Raw genomic sequence first — 13617 nt, forward strand, 5'->3', positions numbered from 1 at the left:
GAGCGTGGACAGGCTTGGTCGGATCGGGATGACGGGCCGGAGGGGAGGAACGGTGCGCGCCTGGAGCCTGGCTCGCCGACTGGCGGCCGCGCAGTTGCTGGGCCTGGTCATCCTGACCCTGCTGGCCAGCTGGATCAGCTTCAGCTACACCCGCGAGGGCGTGTACCGGGCCGAGAGCGACCGGGTGCTGGCGACCGCTCGCCTGCTCGCCCAGGAGCAGGAGGTCGTGGCGGCGTACGAGTCGTCTGACCCGTCGCGTGTCCTGGAACCGCTGGCCCTGGAGGCCGCGGATCGAGCGGGCATCAGCTGGGTGACCTTCCTGACCCTTGACGGCACCCGGCTGTCGCATTTCCGCCCCGACTGGGTGGGCACGCACTATCCGGGTCAGCTCGAACCGGCCCTGTCGGGGACAGACTTCGTCGAGACGTCCACCACCGGCACCGCCGGGCCCTCGGTCCGCGCCCTCGTCCCCATCCGGGCTCGCGAGGCGCAGGGAGGAGGGGCTCCGGGACGGGTGATCGGCATCGTCTCGGTCGGCCAGACCGTCTCCCGGCTGGACATCGCCGCCCGCGCCCAGATCCCCACGATCCTCGGGCTGGCCGCGGCGGTGGCAGCGGTGGGCCTGCTGGCCAGTTGGGCGCTCAACCGCTACCTGGACCGTACGACGTTCGGGCTGGGACCGCGGCAGTTGGCGGAGAACTTCACGTTCCTCGACACGGCCCTTCACAACGTCAATGTCGGGATCGTCCTGCTGGCGCCGGACGGGAGCCTGGGCCTCTACAACGATCGCGCCGCGGAGCTGCTGGGACTGCCACCCTCGGCCGGGACCGGGGGCCTCCCGACAACAGCCGAAGTGACGGCTCCGCGGTGGCGGCGCGGGTGGCCGATCTGGACCTGCCGGCTCCGCTCGCCGACCTGCTCCGTTCCCGCCGCGAGGCTCGTGACGAGCTCTTCCTGGCCGGTGAGCGGATCCTCGTGGTCAACCAGCACCGCACCCGCCCCGCCGCCCGGCCCGGACTGCTGCCCTGGCGCCGGGGAGGCACCGCGACCGCCGACAACGGCACCGTCGTCACCCTCTACGACCGTACGGACGTCCAGCGCATGAACCGCGAGTTGGAGTCCACGCGGTCACTGACCGATGCGCTGCGCTCCCAGACCCATGAGCACGCGAATCGGCTGCACACGGTCCTGTCCCTGCTCGAGCTGGGGCGCGCGGACCAGGCGCGGGAGTTGCTGACGGACGGCCTGCACACGGTCGGCACCCCCCTGCACGCGCCGGCGGCCAGCGACGCCGAACCCGCCGTGAGCGCCCTGCTCCTGGCCAAGGCGGCGCAGGCCCGGGAGCGAGGGGTGCGGATGGAGCACCGCGTCGAGATCGACGCCCCGACCGGGATCTCCCCCGGTGATCTGGTGACCCTGCTGGGCAACCTGCTCGACAACGCCATCGACGCGGTGGCCGGCCCCGACGTGCCCGACGGGGACCGCTGGGTCGATGCGGAGGCGAGAGTGGACGGTGACTGGCTTGTCCTTCAGGTCGCCGACGGTGGCCCAGGACCCTCGCCCGCCGACCGGGAGAGGATCTTCGACCTGGGCTGGTCCACGAAACCGGCCGGGCCGGCCGGCCGCGGCATGGGGCTGGCACTGGTGCGCCAGACGGCCCGCCAGCTCGGGGGCCGCGTGGAGCTGGTGCAGGACTCGGGCACCGTCTTCACCGTCGAGGTCCCGATCCGGTCCACCGCTGCCCTCGACGTCGGTCGCTCAGCCTCCGGGAGTGATGACGATGCGTGACAGTACGGTGCTGATCGTCGAGGACGACCGGCTCACCGCCGAGACCTATGCCGAATACCTGGCCCGCGCCGGCGCGTTCGAGGTGGCGCACACCTCCCCCAGCGCCCGCGATGCGTTGGCGTTCCTGGCCGAGCGGCGACGCCGCACCGGCTCCTTCGGGATCGACATGATCCTGCTCGACATGAACCTGCCCGATGGCCACGGCCTCGACGTGCTGGGGCAACTGCGATCGGCCGGCTTCACCGGCGGGGTGCTGGCGATGACCGCTGACACCGAGCTCGAGACGATCCGCCGCTCGATCGCGCTCGGGGTGGTGCAGTACCTGGTCAAGCCCTTCGGATACCAGCAGTTCGCCGAGCGCGTGCGGTCCTTCCGCGACCTCGCCATCGAGATCGAGGGGCCGGGCCGGGTCGACGGCCAGGAGGAGGTCGATCGCGCCTTCGCCAGGATGAGGGCGACGGGACCGAGCGACCTGCCGAAGGGGCTCACCGAAGAAACCCTCACCGCGGTCGTGGCGGTCCTGCAGTCGGCGCAGAGCGCCCAGAGCGCCGGTGAGGTGGGGACCGCGGTGGGCACCTCGCGAGTGACGGCACGCCGCTATCTGGAGCACCTGTACCGGGCGGGCATGGTGGAGCGCTCGCCCCGCTACGGGTCCCCGGGGCGACCGGAGAACGAGTATCGCTGGAGCGGCGCCCGACGAGGACACTCCACCCGCTGAGCCCACACATCGCAGCACCACGCGGGCTGTCGGCGCCCGGGGTCGCACTTTCGCGCCTGCCTCAGGCCGGGGCGGAGGTGGGGTCGAGGTGCTGGGCCAGGTAGTTCTGGGCACCGAGGCGGGCGATCGAGTCGAGCTGGCTCTCGAACCAGTCGGCGTGTGCCTCCTCATCCCGGGCCATCGCCTCGAAGAACGCCGCGGAGGCGTGATCGCCGAGGGCATGGCACCCCTCGGCCCCGTTGTTGAACAGGGCGATCGCCTCCTTCTCCCCCTCGAAGGCGAGCTGCAGGATCTCCTCAGGGGTCTCGCCGATCTGGATGGCGTTCATCTTCTGGACGTTCGGGTGCCCGTCGTACATCAGGATCCGCTGGATGAGTTCGTCGGCGTCCTTCATCTCCGCGATGGAGAGGTCATAGAAGACATGACCGAGTCGGGGCAGACCCCAGTTGTCCAACATCCTGGCGTTCAGGAAGTAGGTGTTCACGACGGTCAGTTCGAGGGTGAGACTGGTGTTCAGCAGTTCGATGACGCGAGGACTAACTGGCTTCACTGACGGCCTCCGACCCTGATGTGACGAGCGTCACAACATGGTCGCACACCACCTTCTTGACGGTAAAGATGCACCCGCCACAGTCCGTCCCCACCCCGGTGGCCCGGCAGACCTGGGCGACAGTCCGGGCGCCACGGTCGACAATGGCGGCGACATCGCGGTCGGTCACGACCTTGCACTGACACACGATCACCGCGTCACACCCTCCGATGTCCATCAACCTCAACCAGAGGTTAGGTTAGCCTAAACTCAGGGTGCGGATCGGAGAGGGTGGGGCTCAAGGGTTCGTGCCGCGCTGCGGGCCGGCCGGGCGGTACGCATCCGGCAGGACGACGCCCTGCGGATCACCCGATCAGGACCTCGACCCCGGTGTCCGCCAGCCGACGGATCACCTCCTTGGGCACCAAGTCGTCGACGACGACATGGGTGAAGTCGGCAATGTCCCCCAGCCGGTGCAGCGCCCCCTGCCCAATCTTGCTGTGGTCGAGCAGGAGCACCCGACGCCCGGCCGCACGGATCATCGCCTGCTTGGCCGTGACCACGCGCTGGTCCTGGTGATAGAGCACGGTGTCGCGCAGGGCGGAGGTGGAGGCGAACAGGACGTCGGCGTACAGATCGGCCAGGTTGTTCTCACACAGCACCCCGAGGAAGGCTGCGTACCGCTCCTCGTACAGTCCGCCCAGGGCGATGAGGCTGATCTCGGGATGCCCGACCAGAGCCTGCATGGCCGGCAGGAAGTTGGTGATCACGGTCATCGGGCCACGTTGGCCGAGCCGCGGCACCACCGCGAGTGCCGAGGTGGAATCGTCGACGAGCACGACGTCTCCCCCGTTCGCGAGTTCGGCCGCCACCGCGGCCATCCGGCGCTTCTCCTCGACGGCCGAGGCGAGACGGTACTGCAGGTCGCTCTCGAAGCGGGTCGAGCGCTGGGCCGAGGCGCCTCCGCGCACCTTGCGCAGCGTGCCGAGGCTCTGCAGCTCGTCGAGGTCACGGTGGACCGTCATCCGGCTGACGTTGAGGGAATCGGCAAGGTCCTCGACGTTGACGAAGCCTTCCCGGCGGACAGCCGCACTGATGTACGCGAGCCTGGCGGCCTTTGTGGGTTGTTTGTCCCCGGACGGCCTGGCCGCCCCGGCTCCCGCCTCGATCGTCATGCGGACCTCCTTGTCTGGCGCCTCGGCCCTCGATGCCAGGCCCCCGATCAGGCGGGCAGTCGCGGCTGGGTGGTGCGGAAGCGCTCGACCTGGTCGAAGTCGACGATGCCGGCATCAGATCCGAGCCCGGTCGCCACCAGGCTTCCACAGGCGAGGCCACGTTCCGCGGCCGTGACCAGGTCGAGGTCGTCGAGCAGGCCGGAGATGAACCCCGAGGTGAAGGCGTCGCCGCAGCCGGTGGTGTCCACGACATCGATGGCGTACGCAGGCAGGACGATCTCGTCCTCGCCACGGACGGCGATGCTCACTCCCTCACCGCCCATGGTCAGCACCGAGCATCCGACGCCCTGGGCGTGCAGCCACGCGATGATGGCCGCACGGTCCTCGGTGCCGACCAGCCAGCCCGCCTCCTCGATGTTCGGCATCAGGTAGTCGATGTAGGGCAAGGAGGGACCGATCAACTCCTGGGCGTCCGGGCGTGGGCTCATCAGGAAGTCGACCGTGGTGATGCAGCCCAGACTCTTCGCCCGCCGGAGGATCCGGGCCATCGGCGGGCCGTCGATGCCCGGCAGGATGAACGCGCCACCGAGGTGGAACACCGTCGCTTCGGCGACGACGTCCCACGGGATGTCGTCCTCACTCAGGGCCGCGTTGGCACCGATGACGTGGAGGGCGGGGCGGGAGCCGTCCCTGCGGATGGGCAGGAGGCTGGAGGACGTCTGCAGCCGTGGATCCACGGTCAGGTGGGTGGTGTCGACGCCGTACCGCTCCATCGTGGTGCGGACGAACTCGCCGATGGAGTCGTCGCCGATCCGGCCCACCGTGGCCACGTCGACGCCCAGCTTGGCCAGATTGACCGAGGGTGCCGCGGCGGTGCCAGCCACCGTGAACTTGATCCTCTCGAGGATGGCGAGTTGCTGTCCCGGCGGGACCTCGGTGAACGGCCACCCCAAGGCGTCGGCGATGTGGGCTCCGAATGAGACGACGTGGGCCATCGGGCTTCCTCCAGGACACGGGCGCCGCGTGGGCGCGAGGCCGCGGGTGGTGCGTGATCCGTCTCCCGACGGCCTCACGGAGCCGCACCGCCGGCCTCATCGCCGTGCGACATCCACTGACCCGAGATGTTATCAACTGAGATAATCACAGGGAAGGAATGTCGGGAATCTCACTCTTCACCCAGGCCGGTCCTCGCTTTAGCGAGCGGTCGCGGGCCAGAGGGGCAACTCGTCATGCCATCGGGAACGACACACCCATCCTGGTTGCATACGTGACAAGTTGTTGTTTACTGTGATTTGTGCGCCGTTCGACGACGAAGGGATGCCCTCATGGCCGCCAGCACCACCCCTCCCCCTCGGAGCCAGAGGTACGCCGTCTGATGGTGGACATCGGACAACGCCTGTGGCGCCGCAACCTCGTCGCCGCCAATGACGGCAACCTGTCGGCGCGTCTGCCCGACGGGACGATCCTCTGCACGCCCACCGGCGCCAGCAAGGGGGCGATGACGGAGGGGATGCTCGCCGTCGTGACCACGGACGGCGATGTCGTCAGCACCGGCACCGGCCGCGGACCGTCCTCGGAGATCGCGATGCACCTGCGCGCCTATCGGGTGGACCCGGCCATCGGTGCCGTGGTGCACGCCCATCCCCCGTACGCCACCGCCTTCGCGATCCGCGGCGAGTCGCTGCGCGGCGACCTGATGACGGAGACCCTGACAGAGCTCCCCGAGGTGCCCCTCGCCGGCTTCGCGACACCCGGCACCGCCGAGGTACCCGATGCCATCGCTCCCCTCGTCCCGGGCCATCGGGCCTGCCTGCTGGAATTCCACGGTGCGCTCACCTGGGGCGCCGCGCTCGAGGAGGCCTATCTGACCATGGAGCGTCTCGAGTCCCTGGCACAGACCACCGCCACCCTGAGGATGATCGGCGGGGAGCGGCGGCTGGGGGCGGAGCGGATCGACCACGTCCGGCGGGTGCTCGCCGGCCGGTGAACCGCTGGCCGTGACCAGACCCACCTCCGGGTGGGCGCCCGCTCCTCGAGGGCCGAGCGGCTGCCACCGGCTCGCGGACTAGGATCGACGCGTGACGAACGAACTGGTATGGATCGACTGCGAGATGACGGGCCTGGACCTGGCCCACGACGAGTTGATCGAGGTGGCCGCGCTCGTCACCGATGCGGAGCTCAACGTCCTCGGCGAGGGCGTGGACGTGGTCATCAAGCCCTCCGAGGCTGCCCTCGAGCACATGGGCGACTTCGTCCGCGAGATGCACACCAAGTCCGGCCTGCTCCCCGAGCTGGCCGACGGCCTCGCGATGATCGACGCCCAGGAGCAGGTGCTGGACTACCTGCGCCAGTTCGTCAAGGAGCCCCGCAAGGCCCCGCTGGCGGGGAACACGATCGGCACCGACCGGGCGTTCCTGGCCAAGGACATGCCCGAGCTGGAGGCGTACGTCCACTACCGCAACGTCGACGTGTCCTCGATCAAGGAGCTGTCGCGGCGCTGGTACCCGAAGACCTACTACTACGCGCCGGCCAAGAACGGGAACCACCGCGCCCTGGCCGACATCCAGGAATCGATCGAGGAGCTGCGCTACTACCGGGAGGCCGTGTTCGTCCACAAGCCGGGACCGGACACGACCACCCTCAAGCGGATCGCCCGTCGGCACCGGGGCACCCTCACCGGTCTTCCGGAGAACGGGGTCGCGGCAGCCGAGTCCGATGCCGATCGGGCCGTGGCCGCCGACGCGGAGTGATCGGCGTTCCCACTCGAGCAGGGGCCACGAAAGGCATCGATCGGCGCCATCGCGTCGATTGGCGTCCGTGATCCAAAGCTGGCTATACTGCTCAAGTTCGCCCGGCCGGGAGACCGGACGGCGACGACAATGGTGGGTATAGCTCAGCTGGTAGAGCACCTGGTTGTGGTCCAGGATGTCGCGGGTTCGAGCCCCGTTACTCACCCCGAAGGTAGGGGCCGTCCCGACACACGTCGGGACGGCCCCTTCGTCATTCCGTCCGATCGCCCGCCCCCGGGCCGATGCGCCGGGTACCGTGGAGGCAGCAGGGTGCGCTGACGCGGAGGCGGTCATGACCACACAGCAAGACATCCGTCCGATCAATGGCGACGCCGGCCCCACCGAACGTGAGGCCCGCAAGGTGACTGAGGCAGCCCGGGAGAAGGAGTGGACGCGCCCCAGCTTCGGGCGCGAACTCTTCCTCGGACGGCTGCGACTGGACCTGATCGAGCCCTGGCCGACGCCCGCCCCCGAGCAGCAGGCGGTCGGGGAGGCCTTCCTCGACCGGTTGGCCTCCTACCTGCGGACCATCGATGCGGATGCCATCGAACGCGATGACCGGATCCCCGACGAGGTGTTCGCCGGGCTGGCGGAGATCGGGGCGTTCGGCATGAACGTCCCCGCCGCCTACGGGGGCCTCGGGCTGGCCCACATCTACTACACCCGGGCGCTCACCCTCGTCGGCTCCGTGAGCCCCTCGTTGGCCGCCATGCTGAGCGCCCACCAGTCGATCGGGGTCCCCCAGCCGGTGGCGATGTTCGGCTCGGAGGAGCAGAAGCGGACCTACCTGCCCCGGGTGGCTGCGGGAGAGGTGTCGGCCTTCATGCTGACCGAGCCCGACGTCGGCTCGGACCCGGCCCGGCTCGCCACCTCGGCGACCCCGACACCGGACGGCAGAGGGTATCTCCTCAACGGCGTGAAGCTGTGGGCCACGAACGGCCCCATCTCGTCCCTGCTGGTCGTGATGGCCAGGGTGCCGGCCCTGGAGGGACACCGAGCCGGCATCACCGCCTTCATCGTCGAGGCTGACTCCCCCGGTATCACCGTGGAGAATCGCAACACCTTCGTGGGCCTGAAGGGACTGGAGAACTCGGTCACCCGCTTCCACGACGTCTTCGTCCCTGCGGAGAACGTCATCGGGGGTGAGGGCCGCGGACTGAAGATCGCCCTGACGACACTGAACACCGGCCGGCTCTCCCTGCCGGCGCTGTGCGTCACGAACGCCAAGTGGGCGGTCGCGACGGCGCGGGGCTGGGGCGCCAACCGGGTCCAGTGGGGTCGCCCCGTGGGCGGACATGAGGCCATCGCCACCAAGATCGGATTCATGGCCGGCACGGCGTACGGCCTGGAGTCGATGCTCGACCTGTGCGCGATGCTCGCCGACGAGGAGTCCAACGACATCCGCATCGAGGCCGCCCTGCTGAAGCTGTACGCCTCGGAGATGGCCTGGCGGGTCACCGATGAGGCAGTCCAGATGCGCGGTGGCCGCGGGTACGAGACGGCGGAGTCGCAGGCCGCCCGCGGCGAGCGCGTGGTCAAGGCGGAGCAGATGCTGCGCGACATCCGGATCAATCGGATCTTCGAGGGATCCAGCGAGATCATGCACCTCTTCATCGCCCGGGAGGCGGTCGACGCCCATCTCAGCGTGGCGGGCGCGATCATCGATCCCGAGGCGACCCGGGAGGAGAAGCTACGGGCCGTCGGTCACGCCACGGGGTTCTACGCGGCCTGGTTGCCGACACTGGTCGCGGGCCCGGGAATGGTCGCCACGGCGTACTCCCGCTACGGGACGCTGGCCGGTCACGTCCGCTACGTCGAGCGGGCGACGCGTCGCCTGGCCCGTTCGATCTTCTACGGCATGGCGCGCTGGCAAGGGGGCATGGAGCACCGGCAGGCAGTGCTGGGGCGCATCGTCGACATCGGCGCCGACCTGTTCGCGATGGCGGCCTCCTGCGTCCGGGCGACAGCGGAGCGGGACGTACGACCCGAGGGGGTCGAGTTGGCGGACCTCTTCTGCCGGCAGGCCCGGGTCCGCGTCGACGCGCTCTTCACCGCCCTGTGGACGAACTCGGACGCCGACGATCGCGCGGCCGCGAAGAAGGTGCTGGCCGGGGAGTACCTGTTCCTCGAGGAGGGCATCCTCCAGCAGGCCGATGACCGGCCCTGGGTCACCACCTGGGAGCCGGGCCCGTCGACCAAGCCGGACCGGCGCCGCCGGCTCCCGCGCCCGAAAGCTCAGTCGAACTCGAAGGTCGGGTAGGAGCGTACGGCACCGCGTCGGGCGACCGTCCGGGTGGCTTGCCGTACGGCCACTGCCGTCGCCTCCTGGACGCCCATGCCGACGGCCAGACCAGCGGCCAGCACCCCCACGAACGCGTCACCCGCTCCGGCGGCATCGACCACGTGGGTCTGCGCGGCCATCACCACCTCCACCGGGCGGCGGGACGGTACGACGACGGCGCCCTCGGCGCCCATGCTGACCACGACCGAGCGTCCACGGCTCGCCAGTTCGACCGCCAGGTCCTCGATGTCACCGACGTCGTGGGTGACCGGGACCCCACACAGGGCGGCGGCCTCGTCCTCGTTCACCACCAGGACCGCGACCTCGGCGTACAGGGCCGGGTCGATCGGCACCACGGGTGCCGGGTTGTACACCAGCCGGCCGGGCCAGTCGCGGGCCAGCCGGATCGTCTCCTCGATGACGGCCGGGCCGACCTGCCCCTGCAGCAGCACGACGGCCGCGGTGGCGAGCCGGTCCGCCACGTCGCGGACCGCCTCCACATCGGTGAGGGCGTTCGCTTCCGGGACGACGACCGTACGCGGTCCGTCGGGGGCTACCACGCGATAGCTGTGACCGGTGCGTGCCTCTGGGTGGACCGCCACGAGTTCGGTGGAGACGCCGAAACCGGCGAGTTCGGCGAGGATCTGGCGCCCGTCGAGATCATCACCGATCGAGGCCACCAGCCGGACCTCCACGCCACTGCGGGCGACGGCCACGGCCTGGTTGGCACCACGGCCCCCGAGCCCGGGCGCTGCGGGGACGGCGGCGACGACCTCCCCCCGATCCGGGACGTGGTCCACGGTCAGCACGGTCTCCACCGACACGCCTCCCACCACATCGACGCGCGTGGCGGTCTCGATGGTCACGGTCGGCCCCCTTAGGTCACAGTGAAGCGGAGTTTAGCCCTGCCTGGTGGCGCTGCCATGGGGGGTTCCGGCAGCGGGAAAGGTCGCTGGACGGACCCGCTCCGACGGTGGTGGAGAATAGGCCCCATGGCTTCCACTCTCGAGCGCCCGGCGACACCACCCCGGCTGAGCGCCACCTCCCGGCTGCGCCTCGCGGCGGCGGTGGGGGCGGGGCAACTGGCCGCTACCCTGTCACGGATCGCGGGCAAGGGATCGGGTGTGTCCGTCCGTGGCCAGGTGATGACGCGGATCGACCCCGACGCCCTCACCAAGCTGCTGCAGGGCCGCCGGATCGCCGCGGTGTCGGGCACCAACGGCAAGACGACGACCACGCACCTGCTGGCGGCGGCGGTCCGCGCGGGGCTCGGCCCGCGGGACGCGGACCGGGTCGTGACGAACGCCGATGGCGCCAACCTGCACTACGGCATCGCCTCGGCCCTGTCGCAGTCGCCCCGCGCGGACATCGCCATCCTCGAGACCGATGAGCGCGTCGTCGCCGACATCGTCCGGCTGGGCCGGCCCGAGGTCCTCGTCCTGCTGAACTTCTCCCGCGACCAGCTCGACCGCAACCACGAGATCAAGAAGCTGGCCCGGTCCTGGCGCGACGCCCTCGCCGCGGCCGGTGACGACGGCCCGGTGGTCGTCGCCAATGCCGAGGAGCCGCTCGTGGTCTGGGCCGCCAAGGCCGCGAAGCACGTCATCTGGATCGACACCGCCTCCACCTGGCAGGAGGACGCCATTATGTGCCCCGAGTGCGGGGCGATCCTCCTGCGTCGCAACCCTCACCCGGAGACCGGCGATCCCGGCGACTGGGACTGCCCCGCCTGCTGGATGAGCGAGCCGATCGCGGTGATCCGGGTGGAGAACGGTCAGATCGTCGACCGCCATGGGGTGGCCCACGACCCGCAGCTCCAGGTGCCCGGCGGCTTCAACGTCGGCAACGCCGCCTGCGCCCTGGCCGCCGCCGAACAGCTCGGCGTGGGCGTGACGGACGCTCTGGCCGGGATGCGGACGGTGACCTCCCCCGCCGGCCGGTTCGCGACGACGCACTTCGGCACCACCTCCGCCCGGCTCCTGCTGGCGAAGAATCCGGCCGGCTGGCACGAGGCCCTGCCGCTGTTGCAGTCCGACACGGTGGTGCTCGCCATCGATGCGGTCGCCGCGGACGGCCGGGACCTGTCCTGGATGTGGGACGTCAACTACGAGCAGCTGGCCGGCAAGAAGGTCATCGCGACCGGCCCACGCGCCCAGGACCTCGCCGTCCGACTCGCCTATGCCGAGGTGGAGTGCACGGTGGTGCCCGACCTCGCCACCGCGCTGACCGATCGCGGTGAGCACGTCGACGTACTCTCGACCTACACCCCGTTCCAGAAGCTGCGCAAGCTCGGAGGCCTGGCATGACCCGCCCCGTCCACATCGTCCTCGTCTACCAGTCCCTGCTGGGGATCTACGGGGACCGCGGCAACGCCACCGTGCTGATGAAGCGCCTGCAGTGGCGCGGCTTCGAGCCCCGACTGACCGTCGCCGAACCGGGCCAACCGCTGCCGGACGATGCCGACATCTACCTCCTCGGCGGCGGAGAGGACGGCGCGCAGACCACGGCCGTCCGCCTGCTCAGCCAGGAGGGGACCCTGCACCGCGCCGCAGAGCGGGGTGCGGTCGTGTTCGCGGTGTGTGCCGGCTACCAGATCCTCGGCACCACGTTCACCATCGGTGAGCGTGAGGAGGTGATGCCCGGACTGGGTCTGCTCGACATCACCACCCGACGCGGCGACGTCCGCGCCGTCGGTGAGATCCTCACCCGGCTGCGGCCGCTACCGGGCGACGTCACGCCGCTGAGCGGGGACGACGCGCTCGTCACGGGGTTCGAGAACCATGGCGGGATGACCACCCTGGGCCCCGACGCGTCGCCGCTGGCCGACGTCGAGATCGGCATCGGCAACGGTGACGGTTCGGCCACCGAGGGGGCGATCCAGGGCTCCGTCGTCGGCACCTACCCGCACGGCCCGATCCTGGCCCGCAACCCCGGCTTGGCGGACTTCCTGCTGGAGACCGCTCTGCGTACCCGTCTCGATCCCCTGCCGGTCGTCCCGATCCCCGGCCTGCGCCGGGAACGGGTCGCGGCCATCCGTCAGGGCGCCCGGGGCTGACCGTCCGACCGACCCAGGAAGACCGCCGTGGACGAGCCCGACGAGGCATTGCCGCCAGTACCCGAGTCCGAGCTGATCGCGCTCTCCGCACTGGTCCTGACCCGGGCCCGACACCGGGAGGCCGCCGCGGTCGTCAGTGACGGGGACGAGCGCTACGAGGTGGCGGTGGCCCCCGGTGACCGGTGGGTGGTGCAGTCCTCGAGCATCGAGTGGATCGGCAACGGCCCCTCGATCCGGGCGTACGACGTCCAACCGTCGGCCGGGGCGCGCCGGCGGATCGAGGAGTACCCGCCGGGCTGGTTCCACCCGGCGCTCTACCTGCTGTGGCCGCACCTGTTGCCGCTGTGGGGACGCCCCGGCGACGAATACCGCCCGATCCGTACGATCGACGGCCTGCACGGCCCGGCCGGCTTGGTCTTCGAACACGTCGACGCGCCGATGGTCGGCGGGGAGTCCCTCGGCCCGTGGGCCCACGTCCTGCTCAACCAGGACCACCAGGTCACCCTGCTCGACTGGGACGGCAGGGTCTGGACTCTGCTGGACATCAACGAATGACCGCGGTCGTCCCGCGCTGTCAGGTCGGTGCCGTTCAGCTGCGTACGGCCCGCAGGTCGGCGGACTCCAGGCCCAACTCGGCGATCTGGGCGAGGTAGAGCTCCGCCGCCGCCAACGCGTCGTCCAGCGCGTCGTGGGCTCCGCTGGGCGGCAGCCCGTAGCGGGCGCGGGCGTTCCACAACCGCAGGTCGTCGCCGCGCGGCTCGTCGTCGAACCCAGGGGCGATCACCCGCCGGTGCAGGCGCATCGTGTCGACGACCGGGGGATCCGTGCGTACGCCCCATAACCGCTGGCAGGCAGCGACCAGGAACCCCACCTCCAGCGGGGCGTGGTGGGCCAGCAGGACCCGCCCGGCGAGGGCGCCGAGCAAGCGCTCGAGTGCCACGGCGAGGGGAACCCCCTGCTGAAGGCGGTCGTCCGTGAGCCCGTGAACGGTGGCGCTCTGACCGACGCCGGTCTCCCCCAGTTCCTCCCCGGAGACGAGGACCTGCCCGGCGCCGCCGAGCCGGATGACCACGCCGTCGATCGGGACCCAGCCGATGCTGAGGATCCGGTCGTGCCGAGGGTCCAGGCCGGTGGTCTCCATGTCGACCGCGAGCAGGGGCAGGTCGGCCAGTGGCGTACGCGCCCCCGGCGGTGGCGTGGTGAGGGCCGTACGCAGGGACCCCTCCGGCAGGGCCGTCGCTGTCCTGCGGAGTCGGCCCTCCGCGCTGAACGGCCAGGCCAT

15 protein-coding genes and 1 tRNA gene are annotated in these 13617 nt (G+C 70.5%); 10 read left to right on the forward strand and 6 right to left on the reverse strand.

The genetic code is table 11. From position 1 onward, the window contains the following. Window positions 1–52 precede the first annotated feature (52 nt). The 3 genes from Rai3103_RS00335 to Rai3103_RS00345 are packed head-to-tail and all read left to right on the forward strand — an operon-like array spanning window position 53 to window position 2506. Window positions 53–1105: a sensor histidine kinase gene (locus Rai3103_RS00335; RefSeq protein ID WP_194793203.1), complete on the forward strand. Its 1053-nt coding sequence runs from the start codon at window positions 53–55 to the stop codon at window positions 1103–1105. Then, window positions 1102–1788 (forward strand): sensor histidine kinase, encoded by a 687-nt coding sequence (locus Rai3103_RS00340; RefSeq protein WP_153570898.1) that lies wholly within the window; start codon window positions 1102–1104, stop codon window positions 1786–1788. Before Rai3103_RS00335 ends, Rai3103_RS00340 begins: the two co-directional genes overlap by 4 nt. Further along, window positions 1781–2506 carry a response regulator gene (locus Rai3103_RS00345; RefSeq protein WP_194793204.1) on the forward strand — a complete coding sequence of 242 codons (726 nt, stop codon included), beginning with the start codon at window positions 1781–1783 and terminating at the stop codon, window positions 2504–2506. Before Rai3103_RS00340 ends, Rai3103_RS00345 begins: the two co-directional genes overlap by 8 nt. 61 nt (window positions 2507–2567) lie before the next feature. Here the strand turns inward: Rai3103_RS00345 and bfr are convergent, their stop codons facing one another. The 4 genes from bfr to Rai3103_RS00365 form a co-directional block, all read right to left on the reverse strand. Next, window positions 2568–3056 carry a bacterioferritin gene (gene bfr / locus Rai3103_RS00350; protein WP_153570900.1) on the reverse strand — a complete coding sequence of 163 codons (489 nt, stop codon included), beginning with the start codon at window positions 3054–3056 and terminating at the stop codon, window positions 2568–2570. Further along, complete coding sequence (locus tag Rai3103_RS00355; RefSeq protein WP_228489035.1) at window positions 3043–3273, reverse strand: (2Fe-2S)-binding protein; 231 nt, start codon at window positions 3271–3273, stop codon at window positions 3043–3045. The genes bfr and Rai3103_RS00355 overlap by 14 nt, the downstream gene beginning before the upstream one ends. Before the next feature lie 127 nt (window positions 3274–3400). Then, window positions 3401–4210, reverse strand: a complete 810-nt coding sequence (locus tag Rai3103_RS00360) for a DeoR/GlpR family DNA-binding transcription regulator (protein WP_153570901.1) — start codon at window positions 4208–4210, stop codon at window positions 3401–3403. Between the two features lie 47 nt (window positions 4211–4257). Beyond that, window positions 4258–5205, reverse strand: a complete 948-nt coding sequence (locus tag Rai3103_RS00365; RefSeq protein ID WP_153570902.1) for a carbohydrate kinase family protein — start codon at window positions 5203–5205, stop codon at window positions 4258–4260. A gap of 380 nt (window positions 5206–5585) precedes the next feature. Here Rai3103_RS00365 and Rai3103_RS00370 point away from each other — a divergent pair, with 380 nt between their 5' ends. From Rai3103_RS00370 to Rai3103_RS00385, 4 genes are all read left to right on the forward strand, one after another. Then, window positions 5586–6197, forward strand: coding sequence for a class II aldolase/adducin family protein (locus tag Rai3103_RS00370; RefSeq protein ID WP_153570903.1), 612 nt, complete (start codon window positions 5586–5588; stop codon window positions 6195–6197). 91 nt (window positions 6198–6288) lie between these two features. Further along, window positions 6289–6960, forward strand: a complete 672-nt coding sequence (gene orn / locus Rai3103_RS00375) for an oligoribonuclease (RefSeq protein ID WP_153570904.1) — start codon at window positions 6289–6291, stop codon at window positions 6958–6960. A 132-nt stretch (window positions 6961–7092) separates the two neighbouring features. After that, window positions 7093–7165, forward strand: a tRNA-His gene (locus Rai3103_RS00380). A 126-nt stretch (window positions 7166–7291) separates the two neighbouring features. Beyond that, entirely contained in the window at window positions 7292–9259 is a 1968-nt protein-coding gene (locus tag Rai3103_RS00385) for an acyl-CoA dehydrogenase family protein (RefSeq protein ID WP_153570905.1), read from the forward strand. Here the strand turns inward: Rai3103_RS00385 and Rai3103_RS00390 are convergent. Beyond that, window positions 9235–10146, reverse strand: a complete 912-nt coding sequence (locus Rai3103_RS00390) for a ribokinase (protein WP_153570906.1) — start codon at window positions 10144–10146, stop codon at window positions 9235–9237. The genes Rai3103_RS00385 and Rai3103_RS00390 overlap by 25 nt on opposite strands. 279 nt (window positions 10147–10425) lie before the next feature. On the opposite strand from Rai3103_RS00390, the gene Rai3103_RS00395 reads away from it, so the two are divergent. The 3 genes from Rai3103_RS00395 to Rai3103_RS00405 are packed head-to-tail and all read left to right on the forward strand — an operon-like array spanning window position 10426 to window position 12890. After that, window positions 10426–11586 (forward strand): MurT ligase domain-containing protein, encoded by a 1161-nt coding sequence (locus Rai3103_RS00395; protein WP_228489371.1) that lies wholly within the window; start codon window positions 10426–10428, stop codon window positions 11584–11586. Beyond that, window positions 11583–12335 carry a type 1 glutamine amidotransferase gene (locus Rai3103_RS00400; protein WP_153570908.1) on the forward strand — a complete coding sequence of 251 codons (753 nt, stop codon included), beginning with the start codon at window positions 11583–11585 and terminating at the stop codon, window positions 12333–12335. The genes Rai3103_RS00395 and Rai3103_RS00400 overlap by 4 nt, the downstream gene beginning before the upstream one ends. A 27-nt stretch (window positions 12336–12362) precedes the next feature. Further along, the gene (locus tag Rai3103_RS00405) at window positions 12363–12890 is read left to right on the forward strand and encodes a hypothetical protein (RefSeq protein WP_153570909.1); all 528 of its coding nucleotides are present in this window, start codon (window positions 12363–12365) and stop codon (window positions 12888–12890) included. Window positions 12891–12924: 34 nt separating this feature from the next. On the opposite strand, the gene Rai3103_RS00410 is transcribed toward Rai3103_RS00405, so the two are convergent. After that, on the reverse strand, window positions 12925–13617 hold the full coding sequence (locus tag Rai3103_RS00410; protein ID WP_153570910.1) for an exonuclease domain-containing protein: 693 nt from the start codon (window positions 13615–13617) through the stop codon (window positions 12925–12927).

The organism is Raineyella fluvialis, assembly GCF_009646095.1.
Lineage (GTDB): Bacteria > Actinomycetota > Actinomycetes > Propionibacteriales > Propionibacteriaceae > Raineyella > Raineyella fluvialis.